We start from the raw sequence: 21,970 nt of genomic DNA, 5'->3' as shown, positions 1-21,970 counted from the left end.
CAGGCTCAGTATGACACGCTCGTCAAATTTTAAATGTTAAAACTGAAGGTGTTTAACTGTTTGACCTCCATTAATCAGCTGTTTTAACGAATCGATTCCGATTCTTAGGTGAGTTTCTACATAGTTAGCTGTTACCGAACTATCGCTTTCAGATGTTTTAACACCTTCAGGAATCATTGGTTGATCTGAAACTAGCAACAAAGCTCCTGTAGGAATTCCGTTAGCAAAGCCTGTTGTAAAAACAGTTGCAGTTTCCATATCTACAGCCATTGCACGGATACTTTTCAAATACTTCTTAAAATCTTTGTCGTGTTCCCAAACCCTGCGGTTGGTAGTATAACAAGTTCCAGTCCAGTAATCTCTAGAGTGGTCTCTGATTGTAGTAGAAATTGCTTTCTGCAATGCGAAGGCCGGCAAGGCTGGCACTTCAGCTGGTAAATAATCATTAGAAGTTCCTTCTCCTCTAATTGCAGCAATTGGAAGGATGAGGTCCCCAATTTGGTTTTTCTTCTTTAAACCACCACATTTACCCAAAAACAATACTGCTTTAGGTTGAATTGCTGTCAACAAATCCATCATCGTTGCTGCAAGTGGACTACCCATACCAAAATTGATGATAGTAATACCATTAGCAGTTACGCTTTGCATTGGTTTATCTAAACCATAAATAGGTGCATTGTCATTCCACTCAGAAAACAAAGACACGTATTTGCTAAAATTGGTTAACAGAATGTATTGACCAAATTCTTCTAGTGGCCGACCTGTGTAACGAGGCAACCAGTTTTTTACGATGTCATCTTTAGACTTTAAACCTTTTCTTACTGGCGTTTCAACTTCCTTAGCTTTCTTAGCCTTTTTTACAACTTTTACTACTTCTTCGTCTTTCTTTACGTCTTTTTCTTCGTTCATAGGTTTTCTCCTTTCTTTAAATTTATTAATTTTTGTTGATATTAGATCATAGTTGATAGATAATAGTCTGTGGATTATCGGTCTATTAACCATGAACCAATAGGTTAAAAAAAATCCCGAACAAGTCGGGATTTTATATTTTAAGCAGCTTTTAATTTCTTGAAATCAGATTTCTCAAATTTCTCTTTAGCGTACTCTAGTGTTATTTCCAACTCTTTCACCTCAGCTTCTGATGGCGTCTCATACATCGCATCTAGCATAATCGATTCGCAAATTGACCTTAATCCCCTTGCTCCCAACTTATATTCCATTGCCTTATCTACAATGAATTCTAAAACTTCGTCATCAAACTTAAGTGCCACGTTTTCGTAATTGAAAAGCTTTACATATTGTTTGGTCAACGAGTTTTTAGGTTCGGTTAAGATATTGCGCAACGCCTCTTTGTCTAATGGCTCTAAGTGCGATAAAACAGGGATACGTCCAATCAATTCAGGAATTAAACCGAAAGATTTTAAATCTTGCGGAGTAATGTATTTGTACAAGTTCTTAAAGTCGATATCAACATCGTCCTTCTTCACTTTATAACCTACCGCTTGCGTACGTAAACGATTTGCAATCTTTCTTTCGATACCATCAAAAGCACCACCACAGATGAATAAAATATTGTTGGTGTTTACTGCGATCATCTTTTGGTCTGGATGTTTTCTACCTCCTTGTGGCGGCACGTTAACAATTGTTCCTTCCAAAATTTTCAATAATGCCTGCTGCACACCTTCGCCACTTACATCTCTCGTTATCGACGGATTATCGCTTTTACGAGCAACTTTATCTACCTCATCAATATAAACGATACCACGTTCTGCAGAAGCAACATCATAATCCGCAGCTTGCAATAATCGAGTTAAGATACTTTCTACATCTTCCCCTACGTAACCAGCTTCGGTTAAAACAGTAGCATCAACGATACAAAATGGAACATGTAAGATTTTAGCAATGGTTTTAGCCAAAAGCGTTTTTCCAGTTCCAGTTTCGCCAACTAACATGATGTTAGATTTTTCAATCTCTACTTCATCCTTATCAATCTTTTGACTTAAGCGTTTGTAATGATTATAAACTGCTACAGAAAGTACTTTTTTCGCATCATACTGACCAATTACATATTGATCCAAATGTTCTTTGATCTCAGCAGGTTTTAAGAGTTTAAACGAATCGTCAAACGCTTTACCTTTTTTATTTCCTAGCTCTTGCGCCAGTAAAACATTGGCTTGATTAACACATTTATCGCAGATGTAAGCATCCAAACCCTCAATTAACATTAAGGTTTCGCTTTTTGGAGTGCCGCAAAACGAGCAATGTGAATCTTTACTTTGTCTAGCCATTTTTTTAAGTTATGAGTTATCAGTTGTGAGTGATGAGTTTACTAGCCTAGACTTTTAACCCATAACTCCCAACTTTTAACTAATTTATTTTGTTCCACCTAATACTTCATCAATCATTCCAAACTCTTTAGCTTCAGAAGAAGTCATCCAATAATCTCTATCAGATGCTTTTTCTACCCACTCGTAAGACTGTCCAGAGTGTAATGAAATGATGTCATATAACTCTTTTTTCAATTTAAGCATCTCTCTCAAATTGATTTCCATGTCTGAAGCCACACCCTGTGCACCGCCAGATGGTTGGTGAATCATTACTCTAGAGTGCTTTAATGCTGCACGTTTGCCTTTAGCACCAGCTACCAATAAAACCGCACCCATTGATGCTGCCATACCCGTACAGATTGTTGCCACATCTGGTGTGATGTACTGCATCGTATCGTAAATACCTAAACCTGCATAAACAGAACCGCCTGGTGAGTTGATGTAGATTTGAATATCTCTATCAGCATCTACAGATTGCAAGAACAATAGCTGCGCTTGGATGATATTTGCATTTTGGTCATAAACTGCATCACCTAAGAAAATGATACGATCCATCATTAAACGAGAGAATACATCCATTTGTGCAACGTTCAACTGGCGCTCCTCAATGATGTAAGGCGTCATCGATTTTGGCGAATTATTAGTAGCACCAATAAATCTATCTACGTTTAATCCGTTAATGCGATGGTGTTTAACGGCATATTTTCTAAATTCTTCTTTATCTATTTTCATAACGGGATTAGTGTTAAGCGTTAGGGTTAAACGTTGGAAAGCGTTAGTACCAAAACGAAATTATCATATTTATAATATTTCTTTAGGTTGGTTAATTTTCGTGCCAATCTGTACACTCCGCTAAAATAGCAGATTATCCGACAATAAGAAATATCTTATTCCATTAATGAGTTTTAAATACCTCTCATTTATACTTTCAAAAAACGCAATCAATCGTCTTAAAAATAAACCAATACAAAAACCAAAGGCTTTTATATAACAAGAGTCCCGATTTTATGTCGGAACTCTTGCTAACTTTATTTACTGACAAACGGTCAGTATATTGTTGCTATTACTTCAATTCAGTGAATTTGTTATAAGCAATTTCTTTTTCGTTTAAAGTAGCTACCGATTTAATGTAATCGAAAACTTTCAAAGCTTTAACCTCTTCGAAAATACGATTGGCATTTTCTTTCTCTTGTAAGAAGTTAGCAGCATATTGAGCTAATTGTTCTTCTGGAAGTGGTGTTGGGCTATACATTCTGAATTGCGCATCTAAACGTTGTTTTGCAGCTTCAAAAACGTCAGTATATTCAATTTTGATATCGTTGTCTTTAATAATTTTGTTCTCGATTAAAGTCCATTTTAAGTTTTTAGCGAAATCATCATAACCTTGAGCTAACTCTTCGTCAGTTAATTTCTCGTTAGTAGCTTTTAACCATTTACGTAAGAACTCATCTGGCAATTGCATTTTTGTTTGCTCGGTTAATTGAGCATAAATATCGTTTTGCAATTTACGGTCAGCATCTTGCTTAAACATGGACTCAATTTCTTCAGTGATTTTAGCAGTGAAACCAGTTTCATCTTTAACTGCATCAGCACCAAAGATTTTATCGAAGAACTCTTGGTTCAAATCAGCTTCTTCCAAACGGTTTACATTTTTAACCGATACAGAAAACTTAGATTTCAATTCTGCGGCATCTTCTTCGCTGATGTTTAACAATTTAGCTATTGCAGCAGCATCACCACCGAAAGCCTTATTTACATCAAGCTCAAAAGTATCATCTTTCTTAACACCAACTAAGGTTTTCAAGATTTTCTTGTCAGTCACTAAATCTAAACGGATAGAACCAGTAGCTACAATACCATCTTCAAATTCAGTACCGTCGTTAGCTAATTGTTTCAACTCAGCATAAAGTACATCACCTTCAGCAGAAACTTCAGGATTTGTCATTTTACCGTAGCTCTTACGGATATTTTTTACACGCTCGTTTAAAGTTTCTTCGTCTGCTTTAACGTTATAGTATGTAAATTTATCCTTAGAGGAAACTTCGATGTCAACCGCTGGAGCTAAACCTAATTCGTAAGAAAAGTTAAAAGTATCTTTCGAATCCCAGTTATACTCACCTTCTTCTTCTTGCACAGGTAATGGTTGACCTAAAATCTCAACCTTGCTTTCAGTAAGGTATTTTGAGATGTTATCATTCAACATGTTATTGATTTCTTCTACCAAAATGCTTTTACCGTACATTCTTTTGATATGTGCAACTGGCACCATTCCCTTACGAAAACCTGGTAAATTAGCTTTTTTAGCCTGCTCCTTAATAGCTTTTTCTACGTTTGGAGTGTAATCTTCAGGGGCTAAAGTAATTTTTACTAAAGCATTTAAATCGTCAATTTTTTCCTGTGTAATATTCATTCAGATATGAGTATTGAGATATGAGATTTGAGACAAAAAGGCAAGTCCAAACGCACACATCGATTCATGTTTAATTCTTTATCAATGTCTTTTTAAAATAAAACCGTTCCGATTTGCATCGGAACGGCCTTTATCTTTAGTGCGGAAGAAGGGACTCGAACCCCCACGCCGTGAAGCGCCAGATCCTAAGTCTGGTGCGGCTACCAATTACGCCACTTCCGCAGTTAGGATGTATTTAGGACTGCAAAGATAGAAATTACATTGACTATTTCGCAACATTTGAGGAAAAATTTTCATTTTATTTCACCAAAAAACATAACACATTCATATTCAGCAGAAATAATTTTTATTGAAATGGCACACCACTGATAGATAAAACCTCTGCTCCTTTTGCAACCTGACTATAACTCGCCTTTACTTTGAAATTATTTGCCGCTGGGCACATCATTTCGGTATATCTGGTTTTCTTAAATGGAACGGCTACAACCTCATTATTAAGTAATCTAAACAGATTGGTCTGTTTCCATTCTGCATTCTGCACTTTTGTTTTAGTAGCCTGTACCGGCTTGCCTTCGTTAGCCACTTGATCTATTGCATTTACCCTTTTAAATTCTCCAACTGCACTCAACAGGTAGCCATCGCAATCAAAGTCTCTCTCAAATTTTTTACCTGCACCTTCCACCACAAAACGGACTTTTTTATCAGACACTAATAGCAAAGACATTTTTACTTCCTCCCCTGGATACCAATAATATTGCTTTTGAGCTGGCGCATTTTCAAAAATAGACTTTTGTCCACTGTCATGTTCCGTTCGACGTAAAAACGGTCTAAAAGCCTTCCTTATCTTAGAAACTTGTCCATTATCTTCTTTGATCACTTCCCAAGTTAAACCGATATCTGTTTCTTGGTTTCCCATGCTACCGCCCAAATAAATAGATGGATTATCTAAATATTGACCAGGCTTTTTGGCATGCTTTCTATCTTCATCAAAAATGATGGTAGGCAAAATTACAGTACCTTCAATACCTCTCCAATAATCATGGCTAGAAACCAGTTTACGATAATAAGCTCCTTCGAAACATGGCTTTTGGGCAACTGGCAATACTTCATTAGCAATAACTACGTCTTGGCTATTATTTAATGATTGATTTTTTTTAACTCCACAAGCTACCAAAGTACTCATGCCAAAAATGGCGAAACAAAATATAAAATGACGCATAATTTTAAAAATTTAAAAACTAAATTATAATTTTTAAATTATTTTAAAAATAAAAGCAACGATTTATTTTTCAAGTAGTTGATTTTGAAACTCAAAAAAGTATTGTACCGCTTTTACTAAACGGCTACCATACCACGAAAACATTTCCCCATCTACCAACATTACTTTTGTTTTTGGCAGGGCTAATCGAATTTCTTTTAGGTGCTTCTCTTTAAAAGGGTAAGGTTCTGAAGAGAGGAAGACCAATTCACAGTTTTTAGTTTGCAGTTGCGGTAACTCAATTTCTGGATATCTACTTCCATTAATAATATTCCTTAGGCCAATTTTCTGAAGTATGTCATTAATAAAGGTATCTCGCCCTGCCAACATATAGGGATCTTTCCAAATCACATAAGCTACGGTTTTATCAATGTTTTTTTCCAGTGCTAAAGTTTGCAAATCTCTAAAACCCGCATTAATTAAATGATTTAAATAAGTAGCTTCGGGTTGTCTATCCACCAAATTACCTATATCAGAAATGGTCTGTATGGCATCTTCCAAATTGTAAATATCGCTCATCCAAACTGGAAATTCTTGTTGCAGCAACTCAATATCAGCTTTGCTATTTTCTTCTTTATTGCCAATAATTAAATCGGGTTTCAACTCTCTGATGATATCAATGTTGAGTTTTTTAGTCCCTCCTACTTTCTGTTTCGCTGCAAACTTTTCTATCGGATGGATGCAAAACTTCGTCAAACCCACCACCTCTTCATCCAAACCCAAATCAAAAAGCAGCTCTGTTTGTGAAGGCACTAATGAAATAATCCTTCTAGGCGGATAATTGATCATGATTTCATTACCAAGTTGGTCTGTGAAGGATTTATGCATTTGCAAAGATAAACATCTTTCGTTTTAGATATTTTTCGCTCGTCATATCCATCACATAAAGGCAAAAATATTTCGCCCCAACAAACAAAAACCCGTTTAAAGTCTTTTTATATATAGGATACTTAAGATAAGAGCATGAATAGAACAATTATTATTTCGAATAGACTACCCGTAAAAATCAGTAAAAACAATGGAAAATACGTGCTTCAGAAAAGTGAAGGTGGTTTAGCTACCGGACTAGGCGACGTTTACAAAAGTGGAAGCATGCTGTGGGTGGGTTGGCCAGGCATTGATATTCCAAAAGAAGACCAACCAGAAATTGCAAAAAAATTAGCGTCACTTAACCTGGTTCCAGTTTTTTTAACACAGGAAGAAATTAATTTATTTTACGAGGGATTCTCGAACGAAGTTTTATGGCCAGTTTTTCATTACTTGGTGACTTATGCCCGTTTCGAGCAAACCTATTGGGACAGCTACGTTTCCGTAAATGAAAAATTTGCTACAGCAACTCAAAACGCTTTTAACGAAGGCGATAAAATATGGATTCAAGATTACCAACTTTTGTGCCTTCCAGCGCTGTTACGAGAAAGGCTATCTAACACTACCATCGGCTTTTTCCAACATATCCCTTTTCCATCCTTCGAAATCTTCAGGTTGATTCCTTGGCGAGATAAATTGATTGAAGGAATGCTAGGGGCAGATTTGATTGGCTTTCATACCTATGATGATGTTCGACATTTCTTAAGCACGGCATCACGTCTTACACCAGTTACTTTTTCGTCAAACATCATTTCTATGGATAACAGGCAAATCATTGTAGAGCCTTTTCCGATGGGAATTGATTACGATAAGTTTGAAAAATTGCCACTACAGAGACAAGTATTAGCAGAGATAGACAATCTTAATAGCGAGAAACGTGGTAGGGTTGCACTCACGATAGATAGATTGGATTATAGCAAAGGCATTTTAGAGCGCATCAGAGCTTTTGAACTCCTATTACAACTTCATCCCAAGTTTATTGGCGAAATCAGTTTATTTATGATTGTAGTACCATCTAGAGACACCGTGCCACAATACAAAGAACTTAAGGAAAAAATTGACCAGTTGGTAGGTAATGTTAATGCCAAATACAGAACGCTTGATTGGGTTCCTATCAATTATTTCTACCGTTCTTTTTCTATAGAAACGCTTTCTGCGATGTATAGCGTAGCTGATATTTGTTTGGTTACGCCGATGAGAGACGGTATGAATCTGGTAAGCAAGGAATATGTAGCTAGTAGAAGAGACGAAACAGGCGTACTGATTTTGAGCGAGATGGCAGGTGCCTCTAAAGAGCTAAACGATGCAATTATTGTGAATCCGAACAATATTGGAGACATTATGAACGCTATTGTAGAAGCAATGCTGATGCCCCTAGAAGAGCAAAAAAGAAGAATGCAGATTATGCGGTCTTTGGTAAGCAAATTCAATGTAAAAAGATGGGTAAGCAACTTCTTAAGTCGCATGGATGATGCCAAACTTTTACAGCATTCCTTAAAAACCAAACATGCCGTAAACAAGGTAAGTCAAGGTATAATCAGTAGATATGCTGCAACACAAAAACGCATTATTTTTCTAGATTACGATGGTACCTTAGTAGGTTTCAAATCTAATATCGATGAAGCAAGCCCAGATGAAGAACTTTTGAAACTATTGAGTGATTTCTCTGAAGATAGCAACAACAAACTTGTGATCATTAGCGGCAGAAAACATGAAACTTTAGAGCAATGGTTTGGGCATTTAAATATCGGCATTATTGCGGAACACGGCGCTTGGCAGAAAAGACAGAACGAAGAATGGCATTCGCTACCTTTATTAAATGACCAATGGAAAAGCGAAATCAAGAATATTTTAGAAGCCTATACGGATAGAACTCCTGGTTCATTCATAGAAGAAAAAAGTTTCTCACTGGTTTGGCATTACCGTAAAACGGAGAGTGGTTTAGGCGAGTTAAGAGCTAACGAAATCATCAATAGTTTACGAGTTTTAGCGGCAGATAAAGGCTTACAGATTATGCCTGGGAATAAGGTAATTGAGTTTAGAAACATGGAAGTGAACAAAGGAAAAGCTGCCATGAACTGGATGCACGAAACGGAATATGACTTTATTTTGGCCATGGGCGATGACCATACCGATGAAGACATTTTTAAGGCAATGCCAAATAATGGCATCACTATTAAGGTAGGAAGTGAAGTGTCGGAAGCGAAATTTTACTTGAACGACCATCTGGAAGTGAGGGAATTATTGCAATCGATACTTGATGAAAGTAAATAATTCCGTCATTTCGAGCGTAGTCGAGAAATCTTTGAACTTGCAAATAAACATATTCAAAGATTTCTCCACTAGCTACGCCTCGGTCGAAATGACGATGATGGATTACAAAAAGACTGGTCTATCCAATTTAGTAGCAATTCTATAAGCTGCATTCATCAAACCAACATGGCTGTAAGCCTGTGGAAAGTTACCCCACTGACTACCAGTTTTTGCATCTACATCTTCGCTAAATAGCATCAAGTGATTACAATAACGGATGATATTCTCAAATGCTTCAATCGCTTCATCTACCCTACCCACGCAGGCCAAAGCTTCTACATACCAAAAAGCACAAATCAAGAAAGTTGTTTTTGGCTTACCGAAATCATCGGCATGCAAGTAACGATAGAACAATCCGTCTTCAGTTTTCAACTCTTTTTCCAAACCAATCAAATGGTCTTTAGCACGTTGTGATGAAGGATCTAAATAATTCATCATAATCAACTGAAGCGTACTTGCATCCAAATGCTTACTGCCAACTGCATTGGTATACACTTTTCTTTCCTCGTCATAACAAGCCTCTATATGCTCGGCAGCTTTATCAATTAGCACTTTAGCTCGTTCCTGCAAAGATTGATTACCTATCGTTTTTGCCATCTTCAATGCCGCATTAGCCCCCGCCCATTGAAATAAATTACTGTAGCAATGTGTATTAGCTATGTTTCTGAATTCCCAAATTCCGGCATCTTTTTCGTCAATGGTCATTTCTATTTTCTCCAATACACTTTCTATCCAACGCACCGAATCGCCTCGCTCCGAAAACACATATCTGTGGTCGGTATAAAGTGGCAACATCGAAATGAGCACCTGTCCGTTAATGTCATTTTGTATATGTTCATAAGCTTGGTTGCCTACACGGATGGGTTTTTCTCCCAAATAACCATTCAAATGCTCTAAAGTTTCTTCAACTATATTTCGTTTACCTGTGATACCATATAACGGCTGATAACGTTTGTCTGTATCAAAACTGATGTCTGACATGTAATTGAAGTATTTTTCCATTTCCTCAAAGTGGCCAATGTGGTTTAACGAGGTAAGCACATAAAATGAATCTCGAAGCCAGCAATAACGATAATCCCAGTTTCTCGTACTTCCGGGAGATTCTGGCAAACTGGTTGTACTTGCCGCAATAATGGCACCGGTATCTTCGTATTGATGAATTTTTAAAACGAGTGCAGACCGAATCACCTGTGGTTGGTAAAACCCTGCTATTGAAGAATGCTTAATCCATGTGCGCCAATAAGTAGTGGTTTCTCTTAAAAATTGTTCTGCAGTGGCTACCACCGGAGCATCCAAATTATAGCCGTAGGTAAAAATCAGGTATTTAGCATCGTTCAATACGAAATCTTGTTCATCCAAAATATAATTTAACGATACGTTTGTAGTCAATCGCATATCTTCTTCGCAACCGAAATAATCAATGTGATTGCTACCTAGCGCACTTCTCATTTTACTTCTTCCATAATCGCAAACTGGCTCGCAAGCCACTCTAATACGCGGACTACCCTCCAATGGTTCTATCTTCCGCACTAACATTAAAGGTTTAAAATAACGTTCGTGTAAATGAAAACGTGGCGCAAAATCAGTGATACGATATTTACCATCTGCAGCTGTAATTTCCGTTCTAAGTACATTAGTATTTTCTATGTAATACTGATGCGAGCTGTAATCTGTGGTTGGCAGAATGGTACATTTACCTCCTTTTTGTTCATCGAGCATACCTCCAAAAACAAAGGAGCTATCGAACTTGGGCCAGCAGAGCCAACTAATATTTGTGTTTTTGTGAATGTGAGCGATGTAAGAGCAGTTTCCAATAATTCCTGTTTGATATAAATGTGTAGCTGTCATAAAAAAAATGGGATGTTTATAATTACAACAGAAAAATGATGGGATGGTTTAAATTCGATTAATTTAATCACTATAGTTTATGAAAACACTAGCTAATTATCATCATCTTTAAAAACATTAACCTTTAATATGAAAAAAATAATTTGGATTTATTTGGTCCTAGTCAACATAATTTTTAGCTGTAAAACTAAAACAGAAAATATCGATTTTGAGAAGAATGTGCTAATTGGAATAATCCCAAGTATTGTAGACAGTACGTGTCAAGATCCTAGAATTTTTCTTAGCCCTCCTACATTTATAACTTTTCCTCCTCCAGCCGGAATGAATTCGATTACAAAGGCAACTCAAGGAAAGCAACATAAACAACTATTGAAGCAATGGCAATTTAAATTAGATTCCATCGAAAAAGGTACTTCCTCTATATACTTAGCATTTAATCTTCTGATAAAAATATCGACAGATTCACTGGAAAAGAAACTTGCTAGTTACACAAATAGAAAAATTTTAAAAACCAATTCTAAAGAAAACTTGACGATGGATATCAATTCGATAAAACTAAACAAACATTTCAAATTCAAAAACGATAGCTCTTTTTCTAAAAATATCAATGTTTGGAATGAAAAATACGACTTTGTATTTTCTGGTTTTTTCAATGTTAGCAGAATAGTGTTTGATGAAAGTAAAAGCTACGGCATATTAAGCGCAGGCTATAGCTGCGGAGAAAGATGCGGGCAAGGTTACATCATTTATATTAAACAAGAAGATAATAAGTGGAAAATAGATAAAATAGAAGAAACTTGGATATCTTAAGAACCAGAAGTCAATTTAAACTGCAAAATGTAAAAATCCGTCATTTGGACGAAGCACGAGGAGAAACCTTACAATCAAATAGATTTCTCGTCGTTCCTCTCTCGAAATGACGGACTAAATAGTTGGTTATTTCGCCAACGAAATTATATCACCGTACCATTTGGCACCACTGCTCCTTTTTTCACTACTACAATTCCATCTTTCACCACATAAAACCCGAAATCGCCTTCGGCTAAATGTGAGCCACCATTAATGCGTACATCATTACCTATTTTAGAGTTTTTGTCAATGATGGCATTATTAATATAACATCTATCGCCAATACCCAATAAAGGCGTGCCGACATTATTAGCGTGGTTAATTTCTTCAAGGGTTTGGTAACGATCGCTTCCCATTACATAGCAATTAGCAATGGTTGTTCCTCGTCCAATACGTGATCTGATACCCAAAACCGAATGTTCTACCCTACTTGCCTGTACAATACAGCCTTCTGCAATAATGGCTTTTTCCAAAGTAGTTCCCGAAATTTTTGATGGTGGCAACATCCTAGATCTGGTGAAAATAGTATGTGCTGTATCAAACATATTGAATTGAGGCAAATCATCTGTTAAACCTAAGTTAGCTTCAAAGAATGATGAAATATTACCGATGTCTGTCCAGTAACCTTCGTATTGATAACTCAACACCTTATTATTTTCTAAGGCTCTCGGGATAATCTCCTTACCAAAATCCTTTTCCTCTGGATTTTCATTCAACATCTTGATTAAGACATCTCTATTGAAAACATAAATACCCATAGATGCCAAGAAATGCTTTCCTTCGCGTTGCATTTCTTCACCAGTATCAGAAGTCCAATCCGGCAGCAGTTCGTCTTTAGGTTTCTCGATAAATAAAGTAATTACATTTTGCTCATCTGTTTTCATGATACCGAAATCATTTGCATCTTTTGCCGTCACCGGAATAGTTGCAATAGAAATTTCTGCTTCTGCATCAATGTGCGCTTGCAACATATCCTTAAAATCCATCTGATACAGTTGATCTCCCGAAAGAATCAAAATATAATCAAATTCGTGACTTACGATATGGTGCATACACTGGCGCACCGCATCAGCCGTACCCTGAAACCAAGCTGGATTGTCTGGCGTTTGCTCTGCAGCTAAAATATCTACAAAAGCCTTCGAAAAATGGCTAAAATGGTAAGTATTTTTGATGTGTTTATTAAGCGATGCAGAGTTAAACTGTGTAAGCACGAACATGCGATGAATACCCGAGTTTAAGCAGTTGGAAATGGGAATATCTACCAAACGATATTTACCTGCAATAGGCACCGCTGGCTTGGATCTGGTTAATGTTAACGGTGCTAATCTCGACCCTTGACCGCCTCCTAAAATAACTCCTAATACTTTGTCCGTCATAGTTTTTTATTGTTTTACATTTGGTATATATCTATGTATTGCTGTGCCGAATTGTCCCACGAGTGGTCTATCGACATCATATATCTTCTTATTTCTTTAACTTTATCCTGGTCAAGGTATAATTCATATGCCCTACCTATCGCATGTCCCACATCCCAAACGCTAGTTTGATCGTGACAGATTCCAAAACCTCCATCGCCAATATCAATTACCGTATCTTTCAATCCGCCAATTCGCCTTACAATTGGAATGGTTCCATATCTCAATGCGTACATTTGGTTCAATCCGCAAGGTTCTACCCTTGATGGCATCAGCAGGAAATCTGCCCCTGCATAAATTTGATGAGATAATGCCTCATTATAGCCTATATAAGCATTGTACCTACCTGCGTAATGATGTGTAATTTCATTCAATCGGTCTTCTACATGCGAATCTCCAGAGCCTAATACTAAAATATTGATTTCGCCATCGCTTTGCGCTAAGGCATTGTAAAAAATATCAGGCAATAAATCCGCTCCTTTTTCCCCTACTAAACGACCGATAAATGTAAATAGTGGTTTAGTGGAATCGAGGTTAAAAACACGGCAAAGCTCCTCTTTGTTTGCTTTTTTTCCACTTTCTATGGTACGGGCATTAAAACCTTTCACTATCATCTTGTCTTTCTGCGGATTCCACACCTCAGTATCTATACCATTAAGCACACCGATAGATTTTCCTCGCTCTTGCGAAAGTAATCCTTCTAGACCATTGGCAACATGGCTAATCTCTTCTAAATAACTCGGAGACACTGTAGTTACACGCCAAGCACATTTAATTGCAGATGCTAATGGATTGATTGCATTATCCCAGTCCAGTTTATTAGTATTAATTAGATCGAAAGGCGGAAAATAATGAAGTTTGTCCCAACCAAATTGCCCTTGGTATTGCGCATTATGTATGGTTAATACCGTTGGTATCTGACTTAAATGACGGTATTGATTACAATTACCCAGCATAAACGGAATTAAACCTGTATGATGATCATGTACGTGGACAACATCAGGGCGATGCTCCCACTGTGCAATCCAATCTAGTGCGGCAATCTGGAAAGCGATAAAACGTTCGGTGTCGTCGCTATAACCATAAACACCTTCTCTATCAAATAATCCAGCAATGTGGACTAAAAAAATATCAAACCCTAGTTTGTTAGTCTTCTCTCTTAATATTCTAGCTTGATAATTGGTCGAAGCTACTTTTACCCAGCCATCGTAAACTGTTTCAAACTCATTTTCGTATAAAAACTTAGAATTATAGGCAGGCATAACCACCTTGGCCACATGGCCCAGTTTGTTTTGATATTTGGGCAAAGCCCCAACAACATCGCCTAAACCACCTACTTTAGCAACGGGATAGCACTCTGCACTTAGATGTATGATCTCCATAAAATAATACTCGGATAGAAATTGCTTTAAATTAGGCAAATGATTGAGCATTGCAAACATTTACTCCAAATAAATTTAGAAAACTAATGAATATCAATTTAGCCGCAGATGCACGGATAGATTCTATATGCTTAGATAAATTATATGTCGACGATATCTGTGCATCTGTGGCGAACAAAAAAAAGCTTTAAAAAAGAAAAAGCTGGGCGCAGGGCCCAGCTAATCACAACCAAACAAAAATATTACTCTAAGTAATAAGTCTTTAATATTCTTCTTGCGACATTATCGCATAAAATTCGTGTATAGCATTGAACTGAGGATGTAAAGACACCACATTCCCGAACACCAATAAAGCTGGCGAACTTAATTTCTTTTCTTCTATTAATTCTTCGATCGTATCTACAATTCCAACCACTACATTTTCTTCGGTAGACGAACCGTTTTCAATTACGGCAACTGGTAAATTAGCTTTACCTTCTGATTTAAAAATCGAAGCAATTTCTTTGATTTTTTCGATACCCATTAGTACTACAATAGTAGCGTTAGATTTTGCTGCTACATACAGGTCTGGAGAAATTTGCCCCTGAGCATTGGTTCCTGTTACTACCCAAAAACTTTCGCTCATATTACCATAAACCATAGGGATTTTTTGCAACCCTGGTACACCTAGCGCACTAGAAACACCTGGTACAATTTCGGTAGGAATATTGTAAGAATCTGCTACGTGAACTTCTTCGTAGCCACGAGCAAAAACAAATGGATCACCACTTTTCAATCTTACTACGTGACCATAGTTCAATGCGTAATCGATCATTAATTTGTTGACTAATTTTTGAGAGAAAGACTCGTCATCAGAACGTTTGCCCACATAAACTTTGATGGCATTTTCTGGCGCATGATTTAATAAAGCTTCATTCACTAAAGCATCGTATAATACTACGTCTGCACTTGCCAAAGCTTTTACACCTTTCAAGGTTAACAAATCTGGATCTCCAGGACCAGCACCTACTAAAGTTATTTTAGGTTCAACAGTGTTTCTTTCTACTTTTTCTAAAATCATCTCTCTGTATTTTTAATCAACAATACAAATGTATATAAATTCTACCTATTTAGTAGAATTAATTTTAAAGAAAATACAATCCATTAAAAATCAGCAGGATAAATTTAGTACAGGATAGATTTACTATGATACTTGAAGCGCAGTTTCAATATTTCATCGATTCTTCAGTCCTGCACTTCGCTACAAGTCCTCGGTTCCGTTACACTTCACCTGCGGGCTTTTCGCTTCGTTCAGGGCTATTTAACTTTGGTAAGCAATACTATTTTGGAAATAGGCAGTGGCAACATTCTAGATTCATATCTGAAAACTCTAGCTCAGTTATTAAAACTGTAAAAGCAGATGCTGAAATAAATTCAGCATGATAGAACAGAGCAAGAAACGATCAATAAGCAATCAGAAATTGAAAATTAAGTCAAATTTCTATCTCTAAACCAAACCTCATCCGGTGCAGCCGAAAAGCATTGCATTTTTTCTATTAGGATATTTGCATCACTTTCGTTGATTACTAAATCTCTATTGGTTTGTTTTAGGAAGCGGTGTTTCACCATCACATCCATTTGAGCAAAAAGGGGATCATAAAAACCGCCAACATTTAATACTCCAATAGGTTTGGCATGCAGACCCAGCTGTAACCAAGTCAATACTTCAAAAAACTCTTCGAGTGTTCCAAATCCACCGGGTAAAATCACAAAACCATCAGAAAGATCTGCCATTTTTTGTTTACGTTGGTGCATATTTTCGGTGATGATCATTTGGGTAATACCTTTATGTCCTACCTCTTTATCCATCAAAAACTGCGGAATTACTCCTGTTACAGTTCCGCCTAAAACCATTACTTCATCTGCAATTACGCCCATTACACCTACGCTACCACCTCCATACACCAAGCTAATTTCTTGCGACACCATTGCTTTTGCTAAATCTACGATAGCTTGTTTCAAAACTGGATCTCCATTAAAATTTGAACCGCAGTAAACACAAAGTGATTTTAATTTTTCCATACTATAAAATTGTGCAGCGAAGATAAAACTCTTTTTCCTGAAATAAGAAATGGCCAGCGTTAATACACTGGCCATTTTCATTAAATTAAAAGATAAAGTTTAGAGATTTCTCCTCGTTCCTCGTCGAAATGACGGATCAAAATAGAGACTTACAAATTTTAACTTTAGTCTAATTTATTTTTCTAATGGAAAAGTTGAGGGCTTCGCCGTTTAAAAACTTCGTAAGTCTTGAATTTTTATTAAAATCCAAATCTTAACGTAGCTCCGTAAGTTCTTGGATCTCCCAATACACCAGCATACAAACCAGAGTTACCCGCTGCAGCTTGTAATTGCTCAAAATAGTTAGTTCCACCGAGGTTTCTTGCCCATGCAAAAATCGAAAATTTCTCTGATCTAAATCCAAGCCTTGCATTTAACAAAGTATATCCACCTATCACCAAAACTCTTGAAGGTGTTGGATTTGAAGAATATTCTGAACGATAAGAAACATCACCAGCGATAAAGAATCTACCTTCTTTTTCAATCAGGCTTCCAGCAGTGCTTAACTCGGCACCTCCAGAAATATTCCATTTAGAAATACCCGGTAAACGGCCGCCAGAAGCATCTTTAAATGCTACTTGTGTATTAGGTACGCCATTTACAGTTTCTACGTGCCCAGTTTCTTCCAATGGAAGTGGCGCATTGGTGAAGCTAACATACTTACCATCTAAATAAGCGACTGCAGCATTTAAGCTTAAGAACCTTTGCAACTGATAGCTACCATCAACCTCCAAACCTTGCACTCTTACTTTTTCTGCATTTGCCAAATAACCTCTGTTTACACCTAATTGCGGCGATTGTACATTAGTTTGGTAATCTTTGATATCTGTTCTAAAAGCAGTTACATTTAGTAAAGCGCCAGTTGCTGGCTTAGTTTTTAAACCTAACTCGTAATGTTGCACATATTCAGGTTTTACTACCGCCACAGATAAATCGGCTGCTCCTGTTGATGTTGTTGGCAAACCTCCCACATTTACGCCCACTGGTTTGTAAGCGGTTGAATAAGTACCAAAGACATTTAGTTTATCGCTTGGACGATAAGAAACTGTTAAGTTTCCAGAAAGATTATTATTATTTGTACTCGTATTAAATTGCTGGTTCGCATAAACAGCGGCCTTTAATCTGCGCAATGCTGCTGCATTTGGATCAGCACTATCAATTGTTCCGCCTCCGTAAGTTTGTCTATCGTAATCAACTTCCTTTTTATCGTAAGTAAACCTGATGCCCGGCAATACGTGTAATTTATCTAAAACTTCCCAGTCTACCTGTGCAAAAACGGCAGCACTTAATGATTTGATGGTAGAATTGGTAGTGATACCATAACCAGTCAATAAATCACGGTAAGTATTGTATAAAGCTTGCTCCCCAGTTGCGCTGGTTTGTACAAATCTCCATTGGTCTCTACCTACTTCTTCAGTTTGACCTAAACCTTGTAGGTTCTGACCCAAAACGAACACTCCTATTACACCGCTCAATTTTTCGGTAATATCTCCTGCATATCTAATTTCTTGCGAATATTGATCGTGACGAGTGTTACCCTGTGATTTAGTTAATGCCGAAAACTCCGTAAAATCTCTATCATTAGTTGGATCCCAATTCCAGAATCTCCAAGCTGTGGTTGAAGTTAGTTTACCACCACCAATTTTATAATCTGCATTTAAAGAGATACCTCCGATAGATTGGTTATGTCTCCAAGGTGTATTGGTATAAATCTCTCTAGAATACGGATCTATTTTAGGTAGTTGATAGCCCAAACCATTAGCGGTGTTTGTTACAATTTCATTGTACTGGCGGAAAGCACTTCTTTCTGTAGCCGTTACGCCAGCAACCACCAAAGGATAACCAGCTGGATGTTGAATGCTTACATCACCACTTAATAATAACTCTAGTTTTTCGTTTGGTGTAAACAACAATTGACCTTTAGCACCTAAATTGTTCTGTCCGCTGTATCTGCGCTCTTCCTTCACATTCCAAATGGTACCATCGCGTTGCGTGCCCGAAACTGAGATTTTAGCAGCTAGATTTTTTGCTACTCCGCTAGTAACGGTTGCTTTAGCTTGGATGAAATTGTAATTACCAAAGCTTAATTCAACTTTACCACTTGGCACTTGACTAGGTTTTCTGGTAGTGATGTTGAATGCGCCAGCGGTAGTGTTTTTTCCAAACAAAGTTCCTTGCGGACCTCTGATTACTTCAATCTGCTCGATATCAATAAAATCTGTTGAGGTGGCAGCCGGACGAGCATGGTAAACACCATCTACGTAGAATCCAACACCAGGATCGATACCATCATTAGTTAAGCCAAAAGTAGAGCCTAAACCACGGATATTTAAAGTGGTATTTCTAGCATTTGAAGCATATAACTGAACCGATGGCACGAGCTCTTTTAAACGGTTAACGTTGAAAGCTCCAGCATTTTCAGCTGCTTGTCCACCGATAACTGTAATTGGAATAGGTACTTCTTGTAATACCTCCGAACGGCGCCTAGAAGTTACTACAATTTGGTCTAGTTGCGATGCTTCTAGCAAAACAAGTTCTAAAGGTGTAGCCGATATGGTGATGATTTGAAAGTCTTGCGGTTTGAAACCTACCGAGCTAACTTGGATATAGAATGGAACCTCCGGAACCGAGGCTAGACGAAATTCGCCTTTTTCGTTGGCACTTGTGGAGATATTTGCGCCTCTAACTTTAACAGTAGCGTGAGGGACTGCCGAGCCGTCGTTGCGTTTAACTACTCCAGTAAGTACGCTTTGTGCAAAAGTAGCATTGCCAGAGATAGAGAAGATGATAGTTAATGAAGTAAAATAAATATAATTTCTTAGTTGGTATAGTTTGATTTTCATTGTTGTAATTGGATGTTAGAATGTTTGCTGTATGGGTATTTTGAGAGCGTTTCTACGAGCGTTCAAATAGCTAGATGTTTTTTCTACGCAACAGCAACACATGAGATTATGGACTTTTTTCATATCAAAAATTTTAATTATATATAATATCTATAGAATTAGTAGACAAATATATTAAAGTTTTTACAATTCGAAATTTTATTTTGAAAAATGTGTGACATTATCACCTTATTCGTCATGATGATAAGGTTCATCATTGGATGAGGCAATCTTTCCAATACAGATAAATTAGTGTTGAAATTTGAATTCTATTTTTTGAAAGGCGTGGATTACAAATCCACAGATAAAAATTCCGGATTGCAAATCCGGAATAGCGAGAAATACAAATTTGAACCTCGAGATTCTTTGAAACATCTTCACTTTGGCCCACGATTTAAATCGTGGGCCAAAGTGAAGACCTAATTGTAAACCATTTTAACAATTTTTAATAGTTAGATGATTTTTGATGAGCGTTATGACCAAAACTGCCTAGTTGCACAGATTTATCTTAATTAAACCCGATTGTAGTGAAAAGCTTTTTTGTTGCACTTGCTTTGAACCTCGTAGGTCTTGAAAACCTACGAGGTTTAGCATTAAAGTTCACAAAAAACTTGTAACGAAAAGCGGGGCTATCGTAACCGATGCCCCGCTGTATATGCTTTACCCCTAAATCCCCTAAAAGGAACTTTTTGTTAACTCCCCTTTACGGCCTGAGGGTTATCTACTTACTCGTATAATTTGGTGCTTCCTTAGTAATGGTAATATCGTGTGGATGACTTTCACGCATACCTGCCGCAGTAATTTGTACAAATTGTGCCTCTTGTAATTTTTCGATGCTAGCAGCTCCACAATAGCCCATACTGGCACGTAAACCGCCGATGTATTGATACATTACCTCTGCCAAAGTTCCTTTGTATGGTACGCGACCTACAATTCCTTCTGGTACTAATTTTTTGATATCATCTTCTACATCTTGGAAATAACGGTCTTTAGAACCTTGCTCCATCGCTTCGATAGAACCCATACCGCGATAAGATTTAAACTTACGTCCTTCGTAAATGATAGTTTCGCCTGGACTTTCTTCTACTCCTGCGAATAATGAACCCGCCATTACCGTGCTTGCTCCTGCTGCAATTGCTTTTGCGATATCTCCTGTGTGTTTAATACCACCATCTGCAATAACTGGTACTCCTGTTCCTTTTAAAGCTTTAGCACATTCGAAAACAGCATACAACTGAGGCACCCCTACCCCTGCAATAATTCTGGTGGTACAAATAGAACCTGGACCAATACCTACTTTTACGGCATCAGCACCTGCTTCTGCTAAAAACTTAGCTGCTGCACCTGTAGCAATGTTACCTACAATCACTTGCAATTCTGGATATTTAGCTTTTACTTCCTTTAACTTATCTACTACACCTTTCGAGTGACCGTGGGCAGTATCGATAGTAATTACGTCAACACCGGCATTTACCAAAGCATCAACACGTTGTAAGGTATCTGGCGTAACACCAACTGCAGCACCTACACGTAAACGACCGCGTTCGTCTTTACAAGCATGTGGATAGTGCTTTACTTTTTGGATATCTTTAAAAGTAATTAAGCCACTTAAAAAACCTTCTGCATTAACTACAGGTAATTTTTCTATTTTATGATCTTGTAAAATTTCTTCTGCTTGCTTTAAAGTTGTTCCCTCTGGGGCAGTAATCAAATTTTCTTTGGTCATTACTTGCGCAATTGGCTTAGCCATATCTTTTTGAAAACGCAAATCTCTATTGGTGATAATACCTACCAATTTATTGTCTGCACTAACTACTGGAATACCGCCAATTTTATGCTCTTTCATAATTTTAAAAGCATCTGCAACTACCGAAGTCTCCAATAAAGTTACCGGATCTTGGATCATGCCACTTTCCGAACGTTTTACCTTACGTACTTCCTCAGCTTGTCTGTCTATGCTCATATTTTTGTGTAGCATACCTACACCTCCATTTTGAGCAATAGCGATAGCCAATTCGGCTTCAGTTACCGTATCCATGGCAGCAGAAACCAAAGGAACATTTAGTTTGATTTTTTTGGTTAAAAAAGTGCTGGTATTTACGTCACGGGGCAAAATCTCTGAATATGCAGGCACTAACAAAACGTCGTCGTATGTTAAACCTAAAGCAATAAATTTTTGGGGATCGAGTTGCATAGCAAATAAATTAGTAGTTCTTATTTGCGGGGCAAAGATACAATATTTCACCGTAAAATAAAATAGGGATTGTTATATTTTGGTAAAGGAATTGTTCTTTTTCATCGCAACGGATAGTCCCGCTG

15 protein-coding genes and 1 tRNA gene are annotated in these 21,970 nt (G+C 37.3%); 2 read left to right on the top strand and 14 right to left on the bottom strand.

Features of this window, described 5'->3' with window-relative positions; genetic code table 11:
- Positions 1-36 precede the first annotated feature (36 nt).
- The 7 genes from CRO54_RS00630 to CRO54_RS00600 form a co-directional block, all read right to left on the bottom strand.
- Positions 37-909 (bottom strand): AMP nucleosidase, encoded by an 873-nt coding sequence (locus CRO54_RS00630; RefSeq protein ID WP_097127501.1) that lies wholly within the window; start codon positions 907-909, stop codon positions 37-39.
- Between the two features lie 140 nt (positions 910-1,049).
- Positions 1,050-2,288 (bottom strand): ATP-dependent Clp protease ATP-binding subunit ClpX, encoded by a 1,239-nt coding sequence (gene clpX / locus CRO54_RS00625; protein ID WP_097127498.1) that lies wholly within the window; start codon positions 2,286-2,288, stop codon positions 1,050-1,052.
- 84 nt (positions 2,289-2,372) lie between these two features.
- Complete coding sequence (gene clpP / locus CRO54_RS00620) at positions 2,373-3,059, bottom strand: ATP-dependent Clp endopeptidase proteolytic subunit ClpP (RefSeq protein ID WP_097127495.1); 687 nt, start codon at positions 3,057-3,059, stop codon at positions 2,373-2,375.
- A 331-nt stretch (positions 3,060-3,390) separates the two neighbouring features.
- Positions 3,391-4,737 carry a trigger factor gene (gene tig / locus CRO54_RS00615; RefSeq protein ID WP_097127492.1) on the bottom strand — a complete coding sequence of 449 codons (1,347 nt, stop codon included), beginning with the start codon at positions 4,735-4,737 and terminating at the stop codon, positions 3,391-3,393.
- 140 nt (positions 4,738-4,877) lie between these two features.
- A tRNA-Leu gene (locus tag CRO54_RS00610) sits at positions 4,878-4,959 on the bottom strand.
- Positions 4,960-5,083: 124 nt separating this feature from the next.
- Positions 5,084-5,956, bottom strand: a complete 873-nt coding sequence (locus CRO54_RS00605; RefSeq protein ID WP_171047792.1) for a hypothetical protein — start codon at positions 5,954-5,956, stop codon at positions 5,084-5,086.
- Between the two features lie 63 nt (positions 5,957-6,019).
- On the bottom strand, positions 6,020-6,823 hold the full coding sequence (locus CRO54_RS00600; protein ID WP_097127490.1) for an ABC transporter substrate-binding protein: 804 nt from the start codon (positions 6,821-6,823) through the stop codon (positions 6,020-6,022).
- Positions 6,824-6,958: 135 nt separating this feature from the next.
- Here CRO54_RS00600 and CRO54_RS00595 point away from each other — a divergent pair, with 135 nt between their 5' ends.
- Positions 6,959-9,136, top strand: a complete 2,178-nt coding sequence (locus CRO54_RS00595) for a bifunctional alpha,alpha-trehalose-phosphate synthase (UDP-forming)/trehalose-phosphatase (protein WP_097127487.1) — start codon at positions 6,959-6,961, stop codon at positions 9,134-9,136.
- A 102-nt stretch (positions 9,137-9,238) separates the two neighbouring features.
- On the opposite strand, the gene CRO54_RS00590 is transcribed toward CRO54_RS00595, so the two are convergent.
- Positions 9,239-11,023, bottom strand: a complete 1,785-nt coding sequence (locus CRO54_RS00590; RefSeq protein WP_097127484.1) for a glycoside hydrolase family 15 protein — start codon at positions 11,021-11,023, stop codon at positions 9,239-9,241.
- Positions 11,024-11,152: 129 nt separating this feature from the next.
- Here CRO54_RS00590 and CRO54_RS00585 point away from each other — a divergent pair, with 129 nt between their 5' ends.
- Positions 11,153-11,833, top strand: a complete 681-nt coding sequence (locus CRO54_RS00585) for a hypothetical protein (protein WP_097127481.1) — start codon at positions 11,153-11,155, stop codon at positions 11,831-11,833.
- A gap of 143 nt (positions 11,834-11,976) precedes the next feature.
- Here the strand turns inward: CRO54_RS00585 and CRO54_RS00580 are convergent, their stop codons facing one another.
- From CRO54_RS00580 to guaB, 6 genes are all read right to left on the bottom strand, one after another.
- Positions 11,977-13,248, bottom strand: coding sequence for a glucose-1-phosphate adenylyltransferase (locus tag CRO54_RS00580; RefSeq protein ID WP_097127478.1), 1,272 nt, complete (start codon positions 13,246-13,248; stop codon positions 11,977-11,979).
- A gap of 14 nt (positions 13,249-13,262) precedes the next feature.
- Positions 13,263-14,669 carry a glycogen synthase gene (locus tag CRO54_RS00575; protein WP_097129807.1) on the bottom strand — a complete coding sequence of 469 codons (1,407 nt, stop codon included), beginning with the start codon at positions 14,667-14,669 and terminating at the stop codon, positions 13,263-13,265.
- Between the two features lie 262 nt (positions 14,670-14,931).
- On the bottom strand, positions 14,932-15,729 hold the full coding sequence (cobA, locus tag CRO54_RS00570) for a uroporphyrinogen-III C-methyltransferase (protein ID WP_097127475.1): 798 nt from the start codon (positions 15,727-15,729) through the stop codon (positions 14,932-14,934).
- A 407-nt stretch (positions 15,730-16,136) separates the two neighbouring features.
- Positions 16,137-16,811 (bottom strand): LOG family protein, encoded by a 675-nt coding sequence (locus CRO54_RS00565; RefSeq protein ID WP_338065611.1) that lies wholly within the window; start codon positions 16,809-16,811, stop codon positions 16,137-16,139.
- 158 nt (positions 16,812-16,969) lie between these two features.
- Positions 16,970-19,612: a TonB-dependent receptor gene (locus tag CRO54_RS00560; RefSeq protein WP_097127472.1), complete on the bottom strand. Its 2,643-nt coding sequence runs from the start codon at positions 19,610-19,612 to the stop codon at positions 16,970-16,972.
- Positions 19,613-20,372: 760 nt separating this feature from the next.
- Entirely contained in the window at positions 20,373-21,845 is a 1,473-nt protein-coding gene (guaB, locus tag CRO54_RS00555) for an IMP dehydrogenase (RefSeq protein ID WP_097127470.1), read from the bottom strand.
- Positions 21,846-21,970 lie beyond the last annotated feature (125 nt).

The sequence above is a fragment of the Pedobacter xixiisoli genome, assembly GCF_900215335.1.
Classification (GTDB): Bacteria; Bacteroidota; Bacteroidia; order Sphingobacteriales; family Sphingobacteriaceae; genus Pedobacter; species Pedobacter xixiisoli.
This window is presented reverse-complemented; position numbering and strand designations above follow the sequence as displayed.